Origin of the sequence: Mycobacterium sp. NPDC006124, assembly GCF_040614235.1 — a bacterium.
Lineage (GTDB): Bacteria > Actinomycetota > Actinomycetes > Mycobacteriales > Mycobacteriaceae > Mycobacterium.
Window position 1 is genome coordinate 138,179 of sequence record NZ_JBEXUA010000007.1, and the last position, 19,530, is coordinate 157,708.

The 19,530-nt window shown below is 68.5% G+C and carries 21 protein-coding genes; 11 read left to right on the forward strand and 10 right to left on the reverse strand.

All coding sequences use genetic code 11. From position 1 onward, the window contains the following. Positions 1-7: 7 nt before the first annotated feature. Positions 8-661 (reverse strand): TetR/AcrR family transcriptional regulator, encoded by a 654-nt coding sequence (locus tag ABZ195_RS16420; RefSeq protein WP_355219494.1) that lies wholly within the window; start codon positions 659-661, stop codon positions 8-10. Positions 662-801: 140 nt separating this feature from the next. On the opposite strand from ABZ195_RS16420, the gene ABZ195_RS16425 reads away from it, so the two are divergent. Continuing rightward, positions 802-915, forward strand: a complete 114-nt coding sequence (locus ABZ195_RS16425; RefSeq protein ID WP_173008004.1) for a hypothetical protein — start codon at positions 802-804, stop codon at positions 913-915. A gap of 8 nt (positions 916-923) precedes the next feature. Here ABZ195_RS16425 and ABZ195_RS16430 read toward each other — a convergent pair whose 3' ends face one another. Genes ABZ195_RS16430 through ABZ195_RS16440 form a run of 3 tightly spaced genes read right to left on the reverse strand, consistent with a single transcriptional unit; the run spans position 924 to position 3,551 of the window. Further along, a complete protein-coding gene (locus tag ABZ195_RS16430) occupies positions 924-1,697 on the reverse strand; it encodes an ABC transporter ATP-binding protein (protein ID WP_355219495.1) in 774 nt (257 codons plus the stop codon). Beyond that, on the reverse strand, positions 1,681-2,709 hold the full coding sequence (locus ABZ195_RS16435) for a glycine betaine ABC transporter substrate-binding protein (protein ID WP_355219497.1): 1,029 nt from the start codon (positions 2,707-2,709) through the stop codon (positions 1,681-1,683). The genes ABZ195_RS16430 and ABZ195_RS16435 overlap by 17 nt, the downstream gene beginning before the upstream one ends. Continuing rightward, positions 2,706-3,551, reverse strand: coding sequence for an ABC transporter permease (locus tag ABZ195_RS16440; RefSeq protein ID WP_355219802.1), 846 nt, complete (start codon positions 3,549-3,551; stop codon positions 2,706-2,708). The genes ABZ195_RS16435 and ABZ195_RS16440 overlap by 4 nt, the downstream gene beginning before the upstream one ends. Positions 3,552-4,049: 498 nt before the next feature. Here ABZ195_RS16440 and ABZ195_RS16445 point away from each other — a divergent pair, with 498 nt between their 5' ends. Next, entirely contained in the window at positions 4,050-4,838 is a 789-nt protein-coding gene (locus ABZ195_RS16445; RefSeq protein WP_355219498.1) for a SigB/SigF/SigG family RNA polymerase sigma factor, read from the forward strand. On the opposite strand, the gene ABZ195_RS16450 is transcribed toward ABZ195_RS16445, so the two are convergent. Further along, positions 4,835-5,203, reverse strand: a complete 369-nt coding sequence (locus tag ABZ195_RS16450) for a hypothetical protein (protein ID WP_355219499.1) — start codon at positions 5,201-5,203, stop codon at positions 4,835-4,837. The genes ABZ195_RS16445 and ABZ195_RS16450 overlap by 4 nt on opposite strands. A gap of 120 nt (positions 5,204-5,323) precedes the next feature. On the opposite strand from ABZ195_RS16450, the gene ABZ195_RS16455 reads away from it, so the two are divergent. From ABZ195_RS16455 to ABZ195_RS16490, 8 genes are all read left to right on the forward strand, one after another. Next, on the forward strand, positions 5,324-6,328 hold the full coding sequence (locus ABZ195_RS16455) for a magnesium transporter CorA family protein (RefSeq protein ID WP_355219501.1): 1,005 nt from the start codon (positions 5,324-5,326) through the stop codon (positions 6,326-6,328). Positions 6,329-6,389: 61 nt separating this feature from the next. Further along, positions 6,390-7,925 carry a Re/Si-specific NAD(P)(+) transhydrogenase subunit alpha gene (locus ABZ195_RS16460; RefSeq protein ID WP_355219503.1) on the forward strand — a complete coding sequence of 512 codons (1,536 nt, stop codon included), beginning with the start codon at positions 6,390-6,392 and terminating at the stop codon, positions 7,923-7,925. Between the two features lie 3 nt (positions 7,926-7,928). Beyond that, positions 7,929-9,371, forward strand: coding sequence for a Re/Si-specific NAD(P)(+) transhydrogenase subunit beta (gene pntB, locus ABZ195_RS16465; protein ID WP_355219505.1), 1,443 nt, complete (start codon positions 7,929-7,931; stop codon positions 9,369-9,371). 52 nt (positions 9,372-9,423) lie between these two features. Beyond that, positions 9,424-10,263 (forward strand): EamA family transporter, encoded by an 840-nt coding sequence (locus tag ABZ195_RS16470; RefSeq protein ID WP_355219804.1) that lies wholly within the window; start codon positions 9,424-9,426, stop codon positions 10,261-10,263. A 69-nt stretch (positions 10,264-10,332) separates the two neighbouring features. Further along, positions 10,333-10,704 carry a nuclear transport factor 2 family protein gene (locus ABZ195_RS16475; protein ID WP_355219507.1) on the forward strand — a complete coding sequence of 124 codons (372 nt, stop codon included), beginning with the start codon at positions 10,333-10,335 and terminating at the stop codon, positions 10,702-10,704. 53 nt (positions 10,705-10,757) lie between these two features. After that, complete coding sequence (locus ABZ195_RS16480) at positions 10,758-11,897, forward strand: acyl-CoA dehydrogenase family protein (RefSeq protein WP_355219508.1); 1,140 nt, start codon at positions 10,758-10,760, stop codon at positions 11,895-11,897. A 29-nt stretch (positions 11,898-11,926) separates the two neighbouring features. Continuing rightward, on the forward strand, positions 11,927-12,346 hold the full coding sequence (locus ABZ195_RS16485; protein ID WP_355219510.1) for a DCC1-like thiol-disulfide oxidoreductase family protein: 420 nt from the start codon (positions 11,927-11,929) through the stop codon (positions 12,344-12,346). Between the two features lie 110 nt (positions 12,347-12,456). Then, the gene (locus ABZ195_RS16490; protein WP_355219512.1) at positions 12,457-14,076 is read left to right on the forward strand and encodes a DUF222 domain-containing protein; all 1,620 of its coding nucleotides are present in this window, start codon (positions 12,457-12,459) and stop codon (positions 14,074-14,076) included. Here the strand turns inward: ABZ195_RS16490 and ABZ195_RS16495 are convergent. Further along, positions 14,073-14,834, reverse strand: coding sequence for an SDR family oxidoreductase (locus tag ABZ195_RS16495; protein WP_355219514.1), 762 nt, complete (start codon positions 14,832-14,834; stop codon positions 14,073-14,075). The genes ABZ195_RS16490 and ABZ195_RS16495 overlap by 4 nt on opposite strands. Before the next feature lie 98 nt (positions 14,835-14,932). Here ABZ195_RS16495 and ABZ195_RS16500 point away from each other — a divergent pair, with 98 nt between their 5' ends. After that, positions 14,933-15,511, forward strand: coding sequence for a TetR/AcrR family transcriptional regulator (locus ABZ195_RS16500; protein ID WP_355219516.1), 579 nt, complete (start codon positions 14,933-14,935; stop codon positions 15,509-15,511). Here ABZ195_RS16500 and ABZ195_RS16505 read toward each other — a convergent pair. Genes ABZ195_RS16505 through ABZ195_RS16520 form a run of 4 tightly spaced genes read right to left on the reverse strand, consistent with a single transcriptional unit; the run spans position 15,508 to position 19,403 of the window. Next, a complete protein-coding gene (locus ABZ195_RS16505) occupies positions 15,508-16,704 on the reverse strand; it encodes an ATP-binding protein (protein ID WP_355219518.1) in 1,197 nt (398 codons plus the stop codon). The genes ABZ195_RS16500 and ABZ195_RS16505 overlap by 4 nt on opposite strands. A 2-nt stretch (positions 16,705-16,706) precedes the next feature. Continuing rightward, the gene (locus ABZ195_RS16510) at positions 16,707-17,348 is read right to left on the reverse strand and encodes a response regulator transcription factor (protein ID WP_355219520.1); all 642 of its coding nucleotides are present in this window, start codon (positions 17,346-17,348) and stop codon (positions 16,707-16,709) included. A 22-nt stretch (positions 17,349-17,370) separates the two neighbouring features. After that, positions 17,371-17,940: a MarR family transcriptional regulator gene (locus tag ABZ195_RS16515; protein WP_355219522.1), complete on the reverse strand. Its 570-nt coding sequence runs from the start codon at positions 17,938-17,940 to the stop codon at positions 17,371-17,373. Further along, positions 17,937-19,403 carry a pyruvate, phosphate dikinase gene (locus tag ABZ195_RS16520; RefSeq protein ID WP_355219524.1) on the reverse strand — a complete coding sequence of 489 codons (1,467 nt, stop codon included), beginning with the start codon at positions 19,401-19,403 and terminating at the stop codon, positions 17,937-17,939. Before ABZ195_RS16520 ends, ABZ195_RS16515 begins: the two co-directional genes overlap by 4 nt. Positions 19,404-19,530: the final 127 nt, after the last annotated feature.

Consider the following 19,530-nt stretch of genomic DNA (forward strand, 5'->3'; position numbering starts at 1 on the left):
GTCTTTTCTACGCCTTGCCGGGAACCTCGATGCCGAGCGGTGCCTCGGTGCGCACCGCATCGTCGCGAATCAGGCCACGGAGCAGCGCCGTACTGAATTCGACGGCGATCTCCTGGGCCGTGCGTCGGCCCTGCGGCCGCAGCCAGCGGTAGGACCCGAGGGTCATCCCGATGTATCCCAGCGCCAGCACGTGGGAGTCGCAGTCGTAGAACTCGCCGCTGGCGATGCCGCGGTCGATGACGTCGCGGACGTGCTCGTAGACCGAGGTCTCGGCCTTGCGGATGTAGGCGACCTGCTCCTCGGTGAACCACTCGGTGATGTAGGGCGCCTCTTGGAAGTAGACGGCCCCACGCTCGATGTCGGAGGCGATGCCGACCAGCAGCCGGCGGGTGAAGTGGTAGATCATCTCCCGCGCCGAGGCCGTCGGGTCGTCGTGCAGGGCCTCGACGGTGAAGTCGGCGGCGCTCTTGCAGATGTCGAACAGGATCAGCGACTTGCTGGCGTAGTAGTGGTACACCGTCGCCTTGTTCAGACCCACCGCGTCGGCGACGTCGTCCATCCTGGTGCCGTGGTACCCCCGCGCCGCGAACAGCTTGGTGGCCACGGCCAGCAGCTCCTCACGACGGGTGAGGCCATTGGGCGAGGGTTCGGTGGTGGACATCGCGACTCACTATATGTAGGCCGGGGCTCCACCCGGGTACCAATCAACTGGTTGGCCAGTTTAGGCAATCCCGCTCGTCCACTGTTCGGGGCGGCTCCTCACGGGCTAGACTTTGCTCAAAGTCGGCCCGCATGGAGGTAATGATGGATCCGAATCCTGACTACGACATCAGCGACGAAGCCGAGTACTTCTTCAACTTCATCCCGTGGGGTCTGCGCGGCGTCTACCCGCCGCCCGCATACCCGCCGGTCTAGCCGAGTGGTTAGGCGGCCGCGGCCTTGACGGCGCGGCCGACTTCCGCACGCAACCGCGTGTACTCGGGTGACCGCCGCAGCTCATCGGGGTCGACGCCGGTACGCGGTAGGCCCACGGGCAGGTCGAGTGCGACCTGACCCGGACGACGAGTGAGAACCACGATTCGGGAACCAAGGAACGCCGCCTCGTCGGCGCTGTGCGTGACGAACACCGTGGTGCGACCCGTCTCGGCACTGACCTGACGCACGTCCTCCTGCAGCCGTTCCCTGGTCAACGCGTCGAGCGCGGCGAACGGCTCGTCGAGCAGGAAGAGCGGGGTCTCGGCCGCCAGCGCTCTGGCGATCGCCACCCGTTGTTGCTGACCACCGCTGATCTCCCAGATCTTGCGGCCGGCGGTGCCCTCCAGACCCACCCGCTGGAGCAGTTCGTCGCGACGCGCCGCTCGTCGCTCCTTCGGCACCTTGGCGTACTTGAGCGCCAGGTCGACGTTGCCGCCCACCGTCCGCCACGGGAAGAGTCGCGGCTGCTGGAAGACGACGCCTGCCGTCACACCGGGACTCGGCGCGTCACCCGACACGCGAACACTGCCGGCGGTCGGCTCCTCGAAACCGGCGATCAGCCGCAACAGCGTGCTCTTGCCGCAACCCGACGCGCCGACCAACACCAGGAACGCGCCGGGTTCGACGTCGAGGTCCACCGGACCGAGAGCGGTCACGTCCCCGTAGCGGTGCGCGAGGTTCTCGATCCGCACCCCGCCGCGGACGTCACTGCTTGAGGGCATCGGGCAGTCCCTTGGTGTAGATCGCGTCCTGGAACGTCTTCAGCGGCGCCGCCGCCGAGATCTGCTTCTGCTGGGCCAGGAATTGCGACGCGCTCTCCAGGTTCTCGGCGATCTTGCCCGGCGCAGCCTCGGTGCCGAGCCACTCGGCCGACGTCAGTTCCTGCGGGGTCAGGTAGATGCCCTGCTTCAGCTGCCCTGCAACGGCTTCCGGCGTCAGGCCGATCTCCGATGCGATGGCCTTGGCCGCGGCGGCCGGATCGTCCTTGATGGTGGAGAGGGCTCGCGCCTCCTGCTGGCGCCACTTGTCCACGACCTCGGGGTGCGCCGTGGAGAAGTCGTCGGCGACGGCGCCGAGATCCAGCGTGGGCTTGCCGTCCTTGGCCAGCTGACGACTGGTGATCAGGTCCTTGCCGGTCTTGCGCAGGTCGTCGAGCGTCGGCAACCAGGTGTAGGCGGCGTCGATGTCGCCGCGCTCCCACGCAGCGAGGATCGCCTGTGGCTGGAGGTCGACGAGCCGAACGTCGTTGGGAGACAGGTTGTTCTGTGCCAGTGCGGCCAACAGGCTGTAGTGCGCGGTGGACGCGAACGGCGTCCCGATGCGCTTGCCCTTCAGATCGGCGATGGTGTTGACGCCGCTGCCGTTGCGGGCCACCAGCGCCTCGTTGTCGCCCGCGACGTCGAGCACGAAGGCGACCTTGTACGGAATGTTCAGTGGCGCCGACAAACCGCGGGCCACCGGGCTGGAGCCGAGCGCGCCGAAGTCGAGTTCCTTGGCGATGAACGCCGTGTTGATGTCGGCACCGGAGTCGAACTTGATCCACTTGATGTTGTAGTCGGGCAGCGCCTGCTCGAGCCACTTGTTGTTCTTGACGATCAGGTCGCCGCTCGGAAACGTCTGGTAACCAATGCGAATCGTCGGCTTGCTGGCGTCCTGGCCCGAGTTGTCCACCGAGCATCCGGCGAGTGCCAGGGTCGAGACGACTGCCGCCACGAGGAGTGCCCTCAGCTTCATATCTTTCCTCTCCACGGGACGGTGCGCCGCTCCAAAATGCGAAGCAGACCGTCGATGATCAGGCCCGAGAATCCGATCGCGAAGATGCCGACCAGGACCACGGGGGTGTTGTTGTAGTTGCTTGCGTCCTTCACGAGGCCGCCGATCCCGGGAATGCCGTTGAACAGCTCGGCGGCCACCACCGACGAATAGGCCATCCCGACTGCCAGCCGAATGCCGGTGAACGTCTCGGGCAGTGCCGACGGCACCACGACGTCTCGGATCACCTGCAGGCGCGTCGCCCCGAGCGCGCGGGCCGCCTCGGTCAGCCCGACCGGCGCGGCGACCACGGCGGCCGTGGTGGCGACGGCCGCCGGCGGCAGCGCGGCCAGCGCGAGCAGCGTGATCTTCGGCGCCTCGTCGATGCCCAGCCAGATCACCAGCAGGAAGAAGTACGCCAGCGGCGGCAACGCCCGCAGGAACGTCAGCCACGGTTCGAGCACGCTGCGGACCCAGCCCACCGACCCCATCAGCAGACCCAGGGCGACTCCGAGGCCGACGCCGATCACGACGCCGATCAGAACGCGGCGCAATGTCATGTACAGGTGCTCCCACAGCAGGTAGCCCGCGTAGCCGCGGGTGCCGTCGTGGGTGGTCGAGACGTCGACGAACGCCTTCCACACGGTGCTGGGGTAGGGCACGAACGTCTGATTCCACCAGCCGGCGACCGCGACGAGCTGCCACGCGAGAAGGAAGACGAGCACCGAGGAGACGGGCAGCGCGGCCCTGGTGAGGCGCCCACGCCAGGGATTTTCGGGCACGCGGCTACTTGGCGAGTCGACGGACGACTCATCGGTGGTGATGTCTACGAAGACCGACACGATTCCTACGGCTTTCCGAGGGGAGGTTGGGGAGAGCGGGACGCGGTCAGCGACAGCAGGCGTCGTCGGAGGCGGCCGTGGTGGTCATTGGACCGTTGTATCGGCATTCGAGCTGCGCCGGAATCGCTGCGCTCACCGAGAGTTTTAGTCACCGGCCTACCCGCCGACGCGCGGAGGGCGTAGGGTAGGGGCAGTCCAATAAGGACATCCCCGTTTAGTGCAAAGCGGGCTTCACGCCCCGCGACACTATTTGGCAGAGCCGACTTCGTAGAGACACCCTGCGAGACACGGCGGTCATCTCTTTCCCGTGAGGCTACGGCAAATCGCCGGTTCCGTCGTTGACGGATTGGGCTCGACGCTGCACTGAAGACGATCGGTGCGTGCGCTTGGCCCTTGGACGCCTGTTAGGGGGTCCACTGTGGAAAATCAGTGCTGCACAACGAAGGTCACCGTTCGCGACATCGCCGAGGTGATGTTCTCGTGACCGTACAACTCGAACGCCCGACGACCGACGTCCACGACGTCGAAGAAGTCGACGAATACGCCGACGTCATGGCGATGTTCCACACCCTGTGTGACGCCGCCGACCTCGGCCGCAGGCGCGAGGCCATCTTCAACAGGTGCCTCCCGCTGGCCGACCGCATCGCCCGCCACTACGGGGGCCGTGGTGAGGACATCGAAGACCTCGTGCAGGTAGCTCGACTGGGACTGGTCAAGGCCGTCAACCGGTTCGACCCCACCAAGGGTTCGCACTTCGTGGCCTTCGCGGTGCCGACCATGATGGGCGAGGTCCGAAGGCACTTCCGCGATCACGGTTGGTCGATGCACGTCCCGCGCCGCCTCAAGGACCGTCACGGTCACATCACCAGGGCGACAATGGAATTGACCCAGACCCTGGGTAGGGCACCCACCGCCGGACAGCTGGCGGAGATGCTCGACATGCGCCGTGAGGACATCGTCGACAGCCTGTTGGCCGCCGAGGCGTACCGCGTGCACTCCATCGACGCGCCCATCTCCAGCGGCGACTCGGCACCTCGAATGGTGTCGGACACCGTCGGAGAGATCGACTTCGAATTCGACCGCATCACCGACCAGGAGACGGTACGGCCGCTGCTGGCCGCCCTGCCCGAGCGCGAACGCACCGTGCTCTACCTGCGCTTCTTCGAATCGATGACGCAGAGCCAGATCGCCGAGCGGATCGGGGTGTCCCAGATGCACGTGTCCCGCATCCTCGAGAAGACCCTGCGGGAACTGCGCAACCAAATCTAGACCCCTTTCGATGAGGCCCCTTCCTGGTATGCCGGGGAGGGGCCTCGCCCATTGCGCATCGAGGCGGCCCTGGCACGCAGTGCCGTCAGCCACGCGAGCACCCGGCGCTCGAAGGTCTGCCATGCCGTCGGCCCGACGGGTGGTGGCAGCACCACCAGTGCGTCGGCGGAGACGGTGAAGTCCGGTGCGACGGGGGTGTGAACCTCCCGGTAGGCCTCGCCGCACTTCGCGCAATTCACCTCGTAGCACAGCGAATTGGGGCCGGACTCGACGAAGGTGTAGTCGGCGACGGCCACGCATCGCGGGCACCTGGCAAGTCCACGTTCGACGACCACGCTCACGGCAGCAGCCCTCCCCTTCGTCATGTGCGACATTCGATGCTCGCCATCGTGGGGCCGCTCGGGCGCGATTGCATCAGGCCGGTGGATCTCGATACGGGATCGGTGCGCAACCGAGATGCCAGGTTGCTGCGGAATGATGGCGCCATGACCGAGGTACGCGGGCGGATGTGGGTCAAGGGCGAACCGGCGGAGGGCTTCACGTTCTCGGCCATCTCGGACTGCCTGGGCTCCGAGGACACCCTGGTGTGGGCCGACGTCTACGACCCCGACCACCAGACGCTCACGGCCCTGGCCGACGAACTCCACCTCAACATGTGGGCGGTCGAGGACGCGACGGCGCCCAACGAGCGCACGAAGGCGACGGTCTATCGCACGCACACGTTCTTCACCGTCTACGCGATCCAGATGCTCGATGCGGTCGACGACTCCACCTCGACATTGGTCAAGCACCGCATCTCGGCGTTCGTGCTGCCGCGCGGTCTCATCACGGTGCGGCTGCCCCCGCTGGCGGGCGACGATCCGGGCTTCGGCATGGACGAGGTCTCCCAGCGGTTCGACGAGCTCGGAGGGCAGCAGTACGGCGTAGGGGCGCTGGTGCACGGTCTGCTCGACGTCGTCGTGGACGGCCACTTCGACGCCGTGCAAGACCTCGACGACGGCATCGAGTCCCTGGAGGACGAGTTGTTCGACGAGAGCGGTCCCAGGAGGGGTCTGCAGCGCCGCACCTTCCGCTACCGCAAGGACCTCGTCGAGCTGCGCCGGGTGGTCCTGCCGATGCGCGAGGTCGTCAGCGCCATCAAGAGTCGACGGCTGGACGCCAAGACCTCACCGGAGCTCAACCCGCTCTACGACGACCTCTACGACCACGTGCTGCGGGCCTCGGAGTGGACGGAGTCGCTGCGCGACATGGTCACCACGGTGTTCGAGACCAACCTCTCGCTGCAGGACGCCCGGCTGAACACGGTGATGAAGAAGCTGACCGGCTGGGCGGCGATCATCGCCGTTCCGACGGCGGTCACCGGCTTCTACGGCCAGAACGTCGAGTACCCCGGGATCAACACCGTGGCGGGCTTCGTCGCCAGCTCGGCGGTGATCGTGCTGCTGGTTGCCATCCTGTACGTCATGTTCCGTCGTCGGGACTGGCTGTAGTTCCCAGCGCCACCGACGAGGTGTGCGCAACTGCACGGTGAGCAAATGCGAGACTCTTCGGATGCAGATCGGTATTCCGCGCGAGTCTCATGCGGGTGAGACGCGTGTCGCCGCCACACCGCAGACCGTCGGTCAACTCCTCAAACTGGGCTACTCCGTCGTCGTCGAATCCGGCGCGGGGGATGCCTCCAGCTTCTCCGACACTGCCTTCGTCGAGGCAGGCGCCGAGGTCGGCGACCCCTGGTCAGCCGACGTCCTCCTGAAGGTCAACGCTCCCTCGCACGACGAGATCGCCGCGCTGCGGGACGGTGCGACGCTGGTCAGCCTGATTTCCCCGGCGCTCAAACCCGAGCTGCTCGAGGCCCTGTCCACCCGGCCCATCACGGTGCTGGCGATGGACGCGGTGCCGCGCATCTCGCGGGCGCAGTCACTCGACGTGCTCTCGTCGATGGCGAACATCGCCGGGTACCGGGCCGTGGTCGAGTCCGCCCACGCCTTCGGCCGATTCTTCACCGGTCAGGTGACCGCGGCGGGCAAGGTCCCACCGGCGAAGGTGCTCGTCGTCGGCGCCGGCGTCGCCGGACTGGCCGCCATCGGCGCCGCGGGCAGCATGGGCGCCGTCGTGCGGGCCACCGACCCGCGGCCGGAGGTGGCCGACCAGGTCAAGTCCCTGGGCGGGGAATACCTCTACGTGGACAAGGCCGCCGCGGAGGTCTCGGCCACCGGTTATGCCAAGGAGATGGGCGAGGACTACAAGGCCCGTGAGGCGGCGCTCTACGCCGAGCAGGCCGGCGACGTCGACATCATCATCACCACCGCGCTGATCCCCGGCCGACCCGCGCCGCGCATCATCACCGCGGAGATGGTGGCCTCGATGAGGCCCGGCAGCGTCATCGTCGACATGGCTGCGGCCAACGGCGGCAACGTCGAGGGCACCGTCAAGGACCAGTCGATCGTCACCGACAACGGCGTGACGATCATCGGTTACACCGACCTGGCCGGACGGCTGCCGTCGACGGCCTCACAGCTCTACGGCACCAACCTGGTCAACCTGCTCAAGCTGCTCACTCCGGAGAAGGACGGGCAGCTGACCTTGAACTTCGAAGACGTGGTGCAGCGGTCGGTGACCGTGGTGCGCGACGGCGAGATCACCTGGCCGCCACCCCCGGTCCAGGTCTCGGCCGCACCGGCGGCCGCGGTCGCCGCTCCCGTCGAGCCCAAGCCCGTCAAGGCGCCGATGACCCCCGGCCGCCGGTTGGGTGTCGTGTTCGCCGCCGCCGCGGCGCTCTTCGTGCTCATCGCGCTGTCCCCGGCCGCGCTGCAGGTGCACCTGACGGTGTTCGCGCTGGCGATCGTGATCGGCTACTACGTCATCGGGCACGTGCACCATGCGCTGCACACGCCGCTCATGTCGGTGACCAACGCGATCTCCGGGATCATCGTCGTCGGCGCCCTGCTGCAGATCGGCCACGGCTCCGAGTCTGGTGGGGCGGTCGTGACGACTCTTGCGACCGTCGCGATCCTGCTCGCCAGCATCAACGTCTTCGGTGGCTTCGCGGTGACGCGTCGCATGCTCGCCATGTTCTCGAGGAGCTGACCCATGTTCACCCTGGAAACGGCCGCCACCGCGGCCTACGTCGTCGCCGCCCTGCTGTTCATCATGGCCCTGGCCGGATTGTCCAAGCACGAGACGTCGCGCTCGGGCAACGCGTTCGGCATGGCCGGGATGGCGGTGGCGTTGGTCGCCACCGTCGCCTTGGCGATCAACCGCCACATCGAGCCGCTCGGCATCGCCCTGCTGGTCGGCGCGATGGCGATCGGTGCCGCGATCGGCCTGTGGCGCGCCCGCGTCGTCGAGATGACCGGCATGCCCGAGCTGATCGCCCTGCTGCACAGCTTCGTCGGCCTGGCCGCGGTGCTGGTCGGCTGGAACGGCTACCTGCACGTCGAGGGTGACCTCTCGGGCGCCGAAGCGGCCGTCCTCGACGGCCAAAACCTGCTCGGCATCCACTCCGCCGAGGTGTTCATCGGCGTGTTCATCGGTGCGGTCACCTTCACCGGGTCGATCGTGGCCAACCTCAAGCTCTCGGCACGGATCAAGTCCACGCCGTTGATGCTGCCGGGCAAGAACGTCCTCAACGTCGGTGCGCTGGTGCTGTTCTTCGTTCTGACGGTGTGGTTCGTCATCGCCCCGCAGTTGTGGCTGCTGATCGTCGTCACCGCCCTGGCCCTGCTGCTCGGCTGGCACCTAGTGGCCTCCATCGGCGGTGGCGACATGCCCGTGGTGGTCTCGATGCTCAACAGCTACTCCGGCTGGGCCGCCGCGGCATCGGGGTTCCTGCTGTCCAACGACCTGCTGATCGTCACCGGCGCGCTCGTCGGCTCCTCCGGCGCCTACCTGTCCTACATCATGTGCAAGGCCATGAACCGGTCCTTCATCTCAGTGATCGCCGGCGGTTTCGGGATCGAGGCCGGCCCGGCCGAGGACAAGGATTACGGCGAGCACCGCGAGATCAACGCCGAGGGCGCCGCCGAACTGCTGAGTTCGGCGAGCTCGGTCATCATCACCCCCGGCTACGGCATGGCCGTCGCCCAAGCCCAGTACGGCGTCGCCGACCTGACCCGCAAGCTGCGTGAGCGCGGCGTCACCGTCCGGTTCGGCATCCACCCCGTTGCCGGTCGCCTGCCCGGCCACATGAACGTGCTGTTGGCCGAGGCCAAGGTGCCCTACGACATCGTGCTGGAGATGGACGAGATCAACGACGACTTCGACGACACGTCGGTGGTCCTGGTGATCGGCGCCAACGACACCGTCAACCCGGCCGCGGCCGACGATCCCAGCAGCCCGATCGCCGGCATGCCGGTGCTCACGGTGTGGAACGCCGAGAACGTCATCGTCTTCAAGCGCTCCATGGCCTCCGGCTACGCCGGCGTGCAGAACCCGCTGTTCTTCCGCGAGAACACCCAGATGCTCTTCGGCGACGCCAAGGACCGCGTCGACGCCATCAACTCCGCCCTCGAGGCAGCATCGCTTAGCCGCTAAGGTGGCCGGGTCGCCGACCGGACCTGACCATCGGGCGGTCCCGGCGTGGTCGGTGCCGCTGTTCTTCGTCGTCGGCGCGGTGTCGCAGTACGTGGGCGCCGCCGTCGGAGTGTTCCTGTTCCAGACCACTGACCCGGCGGCCGTCGCCTGGTTGCGGGCGGCCGCGGCGGCGGTGGCGCTGCTGGTCTGGCGCCGGCCGTGGCGCAGCGCTTGGACGCGGCGGTCGATCGCCGTCGCCGGCGGCTTCGGCATCGTGACGGTGGCGATGAACGTCACGTTCTTCGAGGCGATCGCGCGCATCCCACTGGGCACCGCCGTGGCCATCGAATTCCTCGGTCCGATCGCGGTGGCGGTGGTGGGTTCGCGCCGCGTCCGGGATGTGGCCGCCGTCGCCCTGGCGGCAGCGGGGGTAGCTCTGGCCGCCGGCGTACAGCTCGACGCCGACCCCGCGGGTGTCGGGTTCGCGCTGGCGGCGGCGGCGCTGTGGGCCGGGTACATCCTGCTCGGCAAGCGGGTCGCCGACGCGGGCTCGGGCCTTGACTCGCTGGCCGTGGGCATGGCGGTCGCGGCCGTCGTCCTTGCGCCGCCGCTGCTGATCGGTCAGCTCGGTCACGACGCATCGGTGTTCGCCGAGCCGCGCACCTGGGCGCTGGGTGCCGCGGTGGGCGTGCTGTCGACGGCCGTTCCGTACGGGCTCGACCAGGTGGTGCTGCGGCGCATCGGGCGCGCCCGGTTCGCCCTGCTGCTCGCGTTGCTGCCCGCCACGGCCGCCGTCGTCGGAGCCGTCGCGTTGGCGCAACGGCCGACGGTCACCGAGGTGCTCGGCATCGCGCTGGTGATGGCGGCCCTGGTAGTGGTCTCACGCCCGCCCAGGGAACTACCTCCGACCTGACGGGCCTGACACGACCGTCGCGACATGGTTTTATATCTACTGTTACAAAATCCGACTTGGAGGTAAACAGTGGCCGAAACGGGCACCATCGAGACACTCATGCACGACAACCTGATGGCGGTGTTCAACGAGCGCGACGCCGCCAAGCGGCAAGCGGCGACGCAGCGAACCTACGCCGCCGAGGTGCGCTGGACCGACGCCGAGGGCGTGACCGTCGGCCACTCGGGCCTCGAAGCCAAATGTGTTGGGCTGCAAGCGGGAATCGGAGATCTGCAGTTCGAGCCAGCCGGCCCGGTTCACGAATTGCCCGGCTTCGGCTACCTGGCGTGGCGATTGGTGGACGCGAACGGCGCTGTGCAGATGACGGGTTTCGACGCCGCCGTCGTCGCCGACGGAGTGATCACCGACCTCTGGACGGTGCTCATTCCGCCTGCGTCGTAAGGCCTCGATCTCAGCGATACAGTGGGCGAGATCGAAAACTAGGAGATGCAACCATGCCGGTCGACCGCCTGCTGCCCTCCCAGGACGCCACCGAGCTGATCGCGCTCACCCGCGACGTCGCCGACAAGCTCCTGGATCCCATCGTGGACGAACACGAGCGCACCGAGACCTACCCCGACGGCGTCTTCGCCCAACTCGGCGCCGCGGGACTGCTCAGCCTGCCTCAGCCCGAGGAGTGGGGCGGCGGCGGGCAGCCCTACGAGGTCTATCTGCAGGTGCTCGAGGAACTTGCCGCGCGTTGGGCCGCCGTCGCCGTCGCCGTCAGCGTCCACAGCCTCTCGTCGCACCCACTGCTCGCGTTCGGCAGCGACGAGCAGAAGCAACGTTGGCTGCCGGACATGTTGTTCGGCAACATGATTGGCGCCTACAGCCTCTCTGAACCGCAGGCCGGATCGGATGCGGCCGCGCTGCGGTGCGCGGCCGTGCCCACCGAGGGCGGATACGCGTTGTCCGGAACCAAGTCGTGGATCACCCACGGCGGGATCGCCGATTTCTACACGTTGTTCGCCCGCACCGGCGAGGGCTCCCGCGGCATCTCGTGCTTCCTGGTGCCCGGCGACCTGCCGGGCCTGAGCTTCGGTAAGCCCGAGGAGAAGATGGGCCTGGCGGCCATTCCGACCACGACGGCGTTCTACGACGACGCCAAGATCGACGCCGACCGTCGCATCGGCGCCGAGGGTCAGGGGCTGCAGATCGCCTTCAGCGCGCTCGACGCGGGCCGGCTGGGCATCGCCGCCGTCGCAACGGGTATCGCTCAGGCCGCGCTGGACGACGCGTGCCGCTACGCCAACGAGCGAACGACGTTTGGGCGCAAGATCATCGACCATCAGGGGCTCGGTTTCCTGCTTGCGGACATGGCCGCGGCGGTGGGCAGCGCCAGGGCCACCTATCTCGACGCTGCACGGCGGCGCGACCTTGGTCAGCCCTATTCGACGCAGGCCAGCATCGCGAAGATGGTCGCGACGGACGCTGCGATGAGGGTCACCACCGACGCGGTGCAGGTATTCGGCGGCGCCGGATACACCCGCGACTACCGAGTGGAGCGCTACATGCGCGAAGCCAAGATCACGCAGATCTTCGAGGGCACCAACCAGATTCAGCGCCTGGTCATTGCGCGCAGCCTCACACCCTAGGGCGACCGGAAACGGGGTAGACCTGACGTATGACGAACGACCCGGCCATCCTGCTGTACGACGGCACGTGCGGTTTCTGCGACGGAGCCGTGCAGTTCGTGCTCAAGGTAGATCGACGCGGTGAGATGCGGTTCGCCGCGCTCGACAGCGATTTCGGCGCCGCGGTGCTGCAGCGCCATCCGGAGTTGGCGACCGTCGACTCGGTCGTCTACGTCGAGAGGCCGGGCACTGCGGATGAAAGGGTGACGGTCCGCTCGGAAGCCGCACTGCGCGTCGCCGACTATCTTGGCGGTCCTTGGCGGGCGCTCGGGACAGTGGTCCGTTTGGTGCCGGCGTCGATCCGCGACGGGCTCTACGACCGTTTCGCGGCGATCCGCTACCGGGTGTTTGGGAGGATCGATTCATGCGCCCTGCCGGCACCCGAGGTGCGCGCCCGGTTCATCGCCTAGCGCGTAGTTCGCCTGCGGCACTGCAATTTCTAGAGTTATCCACAGGACGGCGCTGACCCCTTTCGCGGTACGGCGACACCGAATAGAATCGAACATGTGTTCGATTTATGGTGGATGCCACGGCTGGCACCTCGGGTGCCGGGGCGGCGTCGGCGTGGGCCCGGGTGGAGTCCGCGGCGTGCGCGCGGCGGGTCGCGGCGATGGCCGCGATGCTCGAGGAGGCCTATGCCGCCTCCGGGTCGGCGAGTCGGGATCAGTGGTGTGTGGACGACTTCGACGCCGTCGTCGCCCACGTCGGGGCGGCGTTGTCCATCACCCCGGGCGCGGCGGCGAACCGGTTGCTGATCGCGGTCTCCCTGCACGAACGGTTCCCCCGGGTGGCCGCGGTGTTCGCCGAGGGACTGATCACCTACGAGGTGGTCCGCACGGTGGTGCAACGCGGGGCGCTGGTGATCGACCCCTCGGCCCTGCATGAACTCGACCGACGATTGGCCGAAGCGCTGAGCACCCGCGAGCCCATGTCGGTGGCCACCCTGGACAAGACGGTCGACGCAGTCGTCGCGTCGGTCGACCCGCACGCGGTGCGTCGCACGCAGACCACGGCCCGGGACCGCTCGGTGGAGATGAGCATCGAGGACGGCAGTGGGTTGGCCAGTGTGTTGGCCTCGGTGTTCGTCACCGACGCCAAGGCGTTCACCGCCCGCCTGGATCTGTTCGCCGCGACGGTGTGTTCTGCTGATCCGCGGACCAGGGCTCAACGTCGCGCCGACGCCTACGGGGCCATCGGGCAGGGCTGGGACCGCCTGCGGTGTCTGTGCGGCCTGGAGTCGTGTGACGCCGCGCAGAACCCGCCGGTGCCCGGGGTGGTGGTCTACGTCATCGCCAACGAGGACACACTCCCCGAGACGCCCGACTCGACGCCGGAACCGCCCGCCCCAACACCGGCGCCGGAAACGACCCCAGCCGCGGATGACGACGACGCCACCCTAGACGACGAGGACATCCAGGACGGTGACACCGCAGACGGCGCTGCACCCGCAAGCGACGCCGATGAGCGCACCTCCCTCGACGGCGACCAACCACCCCTGTTCACCAAACCGTTGCGTGACCTCACCCTGACCGAGGCGCTCACCCCCACACCCGGATACGTCGCAAAGCTGCGGCCGGCGGCGATGATGGGCGGGCAACTCATCCCCGGCGCAATCGCCTGCCGTGCTGCCGCCGGGGCGACCCGCACCCGGATCGTGCACCCGGGACAGGCCCCACCCGAACACCGGTACCGGCCGTCGAAGAAGCTGGCCGACTTCGTGCGCTGCCGCGACATGACATGCCGCTTCCCGGGCTGCCAGGTGCCCGCCACCCACTGCGACCTCGACCACACCATTCCGTGGCCCTGCGGGCCGACCGCGGCGTCCAGCCTCACATGCCTGTGCCGCCGACATCACTTGCTCAAGACGTTCTGGGGCGGCCAAAGCGGTTGGCGGGAACGGCAACTCGACGACGGCACCGTTCTGTGGACCGCGCCAGACGGCCGCACCCACACCACCACACCGGGCAGCCGATGGCTGTTCCCCGAACTCAGCGCACCCACCGCACCGGTGACCACGACCCAGAGGCCAGCGGCTCACACCGGCGGTCTGACCATGCCCCGCCGCAAGACCACCCGCACCCAACACCGAGCCCAGCGCATCTACCACGAACGACAACTCAACGAGGCCGGCCCTACCTAGACCGCCCGAGCGGGTACTTCGCCGAGATCGTCGTAGAACGCTGCGAGCTTCTCGACGAGGTAGCCGTTGAGATCCTCGGCGGACCCGCTGAGCCGTGACTTCACCTCGCGGGAGTCGTCATCGGCGAGCACCTCGAACGCACCCGTCGCGACGCCGTCGTACGCCTGGTGGACCACGCTCGCGGCGGTCACCTTCGGCATGTCGAACCGCGCCGACATGGCCGTGTCGACCATCCCGACGATCAGCCCGGTCACGGTGGTGTTGGCCGGGGCGAGTTCGGTGCGCAGTGCGTTGGTCGCCGACCACATCGCGGCCTTCGACGCCGCGTACGCCGTGGGCAACGGCAGCCATGCCGCCAGCGACAACACGTTGAGCAGCCCGCCACCGCCGTTGGCCGCCAAGACCGGGGCGAACGCCTTGGCGACCCGCAGGTTTCCGAAGTAGTTGGTCTCGAAGATGCGACGCGTGATCTCTTCGTCTCCAGCCGCGACGGAGACGTCGTCGGCCGGCGAGATCGCGGCGTTGTTCACCACCAGGTCGACGTCGGCGGCAGCCTCGGCGGCACTGGCCACCGATGACTGGTCGGTCAGGTCGAGCGCCAGCGCGACGATCCGCTCGTCGTCCCAGACCTTCGGCGTGCGCGCAGTGGCGTAGACCTTGGCCGCGCCACGCTCGAGGGCCTGTCGCACGAACTCCTCGCCGAGACCTCCGTTCGCACCGGTCACCAACACCGTTCGACCCTCGAGCCGCTCTGCCATGATCACTCCTGCGGTAACGTTCATCGTAAGTGGGGTCATTCCCCACTTGCGATTATGTGGGGATGGTCCCCACTTACGCAAGGGGTGGAGGTGCGTCCGTGGCCACGACGGGTTCCCGGCCGCTTCGTGCGGACGCTCGGCGCAACCGCGATGCAATCCTGACCGCCGCGCTCGCGATCTTCGACGCCGAAGGTATCTACGCCCCGATCGACTGCATCGCCACCGCAGCCGGGGTCGGCAACGCGACCCTCTACCGCAACTTCCCCACTCGCAACGATCTGCTCGCCGCGGTGATCGAGAAGAGCATCATCGAGATCATCGACGGCTCAGTCGAATTGGAGCAAACACTGCCGGCCGACGACGCCCTGCGCGAGTGGCTGCAGCGCGTCGCGTGGCAGCTACGCATCTGGAACGATCTGCCGACGTGCATCGCCACCTCCATCGAGGACGCCACCTCACCGGTGCAGGACGTGGCGACCCGGCTGACCGACCGCACCCGCCAGTTCCTCGATCGCGCCCGCACGGAGGGGTCGGCGTCGGACACCGTCACCGCCGACGATCTGTTCCAACTCGTCACGGCCGTATCGTGGGCCATCGACCGCTTCGGCGACGACCCCGGCGGCGCCCGCGCCCGGGTGTCCCTGGCCACGGCTGGCGCATTCCGCGCTGCCCCCTAGACGTCGGCGAACTCCTCCGGCGGCGACGTCACGGTCACCGAGGTTCCGCGGCCCTCCCCCGAATCGATGGACATCGAACCCCCCATCGCGTCGAACCGGGCCTGCAGCGACGCCAGCCCGATGTGCCCCTCGGCGACCCGCTGATCGACGATCGACGGCTCGAACCCCGCACCGTCGTCGGTCACGGTGAGCACGACGCGTCGCCCCCTTCGGAACATCCGGATCGTCACCTCCTGCGCGCCCGCATGCTTTTGCACGTTCGCCAGCAGTTCGCGCGCGGCCCGGTACAGCAGCGGCTGGGACACCGGCTTGCCGACGTCCTCCAACTCGGCGGTGACGATCCAGTCGTTGCGAGTCTCGATCTGGCGCACCAATTCTCGTACCCCCGGCGTCAAGCCCAGCTGGGCCAGCACCTGCGGATGCAAGGCAGTCACCGTCGAGCGAAGCCCGGCCGCGGTGTCGTTGAGCGCCGCGTAGACCATGTCCAGCGCGGGATCGGGCATCCGGTCGCGCACCTCGTCGAGCTCCAGGCGGGCGGCCAGCAGGGTCTGTAGCGGCCCGTCGTGCAGATGCTCGGCCAGCTCCCGCTTGGTCTGCTCGTCGGCCTGCATCGACTCGGCGACCAACCTGCGCCGCACGTCCAGCAGCGCCGCCACCCGCGCCGCGCGCCGGGTCAGCACGAAGCACAGCGCGGTCGTGGCGACGGCCAGCCACACCAGGAAGCCGACCTGTAGATAGACCACGTCCGGCAGCCCGACGTGGTCGTCGCGCTTGGAGTAGATGATCCACGCCCCGAGATAGCACGCCGCGGTGGTCATCCCGAGGACCCCGGTGAACACCGGCCGGTCACCGAACGCCACCGACAGCGGAAGCAGGAAGAACACCGGCAGCAGTGCCGCCGTCGCCCCGCCGGAGACCACGCACAGCGCCACCACGGCGAGCACGTCGATGCCCGTGGAGAGCCGGCCGCCCCATGTCGGGACGGGTCCGCGGAACACCGCCACGGCCCACAGCACGGCCGCGATCGCGTACGCGCCGAGGATTGCCGCATAGACCTCGGGCAGCCAGCTGTCGACCTCCCAGATCCACACCAGGAAGCCGATCAGGCCGATCAGCGGCAACCGCAGCAGCGCCGAGACGCGGACGGGTTCGGCGGCGAAGTAGTCGACGAGCTGCCGGGACGTGCCGTCCACCGCTATTCCAGCAGCCCGCGGCGCATGGCCTCGGCCACCGCGGCACCCCGGTCGCCGACGCCGAGCTTCTCGTAGAGCCGCTGCACGTGGGTCTTCACCGTCGAGGGGGCGAGGAACATGTTCTTGGCCATCGCAGGGATGCTCTGACCGCCCGCGATATACCCGAGCACCTCACGCTCCCGGGCGCTGAGCGTCGGGGCGTCGGACTCGTTGCGGCGCTGGATCTCGCCGACCAGCCCGGCCGCGAGACTCGGGGCGACGACGTCGCGCCCCTTCGCGCAACTGAGCACGGCGTCGATCAACTCGGAACGGCTGGACTCCTTGGAGATGAAGCCCGCCGCACCCTCCTGCAGCGCGCTGTAGACGATGGCCGACTCGTCGTGCGCGGAGATCAGCAAGACCCGGGTGGGCAGCGCGTCGCGGCGCACCGCGGCGGCCACCTGAGCGCCGTCCAGACCGGGCATCCGGTAGTCCAGCAACGCGACCCGCGGGCCGTGCTCCCGAATCATCGACAGGGCCATCACGCCGTCCTCGGCCTCGCCGACGACCTCGATCGATCCGCTCGAACTCAGTGCGCGCACCACGCCGTCGCGGAACAGCGGGTGGTCGTCACCCACCACCACGCGCACCTTCTCACCCGTCACGCCGCCAGCTTCGCATGAAGACTCAGCCGCCGCTTCCGGATTCGGCCTCGGTGGCGCGTGTCCGGCCGGCCAGCCCGATCAGCTCTTCGTGCAGTTCGAACCACACGGTGTGATAAGAGTCGACCATCGGACGGGTCAACCACGACATGTCGCCCTCGCGCGCCCGGCGAAGAGCCGCGTCCAGCCGATCGGCGTACGCCCCGAGCCGCGCGACGAGCTCGCCCGCAGCGGCGATCACCGGCAGGACCCGGGCGTGAAGGTCGTCGAGTTGGTCCAGGACGGCGGTCGCCTCGTCGGGCCCCGCCGAGTCCCTCGCCAGCTGCCATCGCGAGATCAAGGGCTTGACGCTGCCGTTGACCGCGAGGAACCGTTCGTAGACCTGTTCGGCGCTGGCCGAGTCCACTGCGGCGCGCTCGTCGGCCAGCAGTGCGGCCAGCCGAGTCCGTCCCACCTCGGTCAGCCGCACCATCGGGGCGTCCACCAACAGCCCTGCCGCGACGCACTCGTCGACGGGTCCGGGGACTTCCGTGCGGGCCACCCGACCCTTGAGCCGGATCGACTGCAGCAGCGCCAACTCGTCCGCGTCGTTCACGGGCGCGCCGAACGGGCGGCCAGGTGCAGCGCCGGCAGCTCGCCGACGGCGTCCGGAACCGCTGCGCGCACGATGTCGGCGAACCTCGACAGTTCGGGGCTTAGCACCGACTCCGACGCCGCCGATTCGCCGATCCGGACCTCGCCGGCGTCACCGTCCACGGTGATCACCAACCCGGCCACCGTTGCCGTCAGACCCACGCCACAGCCGACGACCGCCGGGATCCCGAGCTCACGGGCCACGATCGCGGCATGGCTACTGGCACCCCCGACCTCGGTGACGACACCGTTGGCGGCCATCAGCCCGGCGACGTCGTCCGGGCTAGTCGTCGGTCGCACCAGGATCACGTCACGACCCTCGTCGGCCGCGGCGATCGCGTCGTCACTGGTCGTGCAGGCCAACCCGGAGGCGATGCCCGGGCAGGCAGCGGCACCGGTGGCCAGCGCCTGCCCCGCGGGCGCCGATCGCGCCGCCAAGATCGTCGCGAGCTGCTCGGACGTCACCCGCTGGATCACCTCGGCGTCGTCGACGAGGCCCTCGTCGCGGAAGGTCAGTGCCAGCCGCAGCGCCGCATGCGGCGACCGTTGCGCCACCCGCGACTGCAGCAGCCACAGCGTGCCCGCCTCGACGGTGAACTCGACGTCCTGCACGTCGCCCGCCAGCCGCTCGAGCCGGGTGCCGGCGTCGATCAGCTGGTCGTAGGCCTCGGGCAGGCGCTCGCGCATCGCCGCCAGGGGCTCGCAGTCGGTGGTGCCCGAGACGACGTCGTCACCCTGGGCGGCGGGGAGCCACTCGCCGAACGGGGTCGAGGACCCGGTGGTCGGGTCACGCGTGAACAGCACCCCGGTCCCCGAGTCACCGTCGAGATTGCCGAACACCATGGCCTGCAACAAGATTGCGATTCCACCCCGCTCGAGTCCGCGACGGGCACGGTATGCCTCGGCCCGGCTCGACGACCAGGACGACACCACTGCGTCGACGGCACCGCGCAGTTGCGCGAGGGGACGATCCGGGGCCTGGGCGCCGACCGCACGTCGGTAACCGCGTCGGAAGCGCTCCCGGGTGTCCTGGGCGAAGGACGCCGAGTACTCGTCGGAGAGCGCCTCGACGACGCCGTCGTCGACGCCCACGTTGAGCACGGTCTCGAGCATGCCGGGCATCGACGTGACGCCACTGCTGCGGACGGACAGCAGCAGCGGCCGGGGACCGACTCCAAACGTGCGCCCCGTGCGCTCCTCGAGCACCTTCAGTCCCCCGAGCACGTCCTGCCACACGCGGTCGACGAGTTCGGCGGGGTCTTCGTCACACCAGTCGGAAGTCACACAGAACGCCGGCGGCACGGGCAGACCCAGCGCCACCATCGAGGCGACCGCGCGACCCTTGCCGCCGATCGCCAGTAGCGTGGCGTCGTCGAGTCCCTCGTCCAACAGGACCGCGTGCCGGCTACCTGCGCCGATCCTCATCGCGTGACCGCTCATCTCGTCTAAGTCATCTCGCCCGGTGACTCCTCCACGTTTGGAGGGAACGCTCGAGTGTATGCACGTGGCCGGGTACCCGACCGCACCGGAAGGAACACAATGACCGGTCACG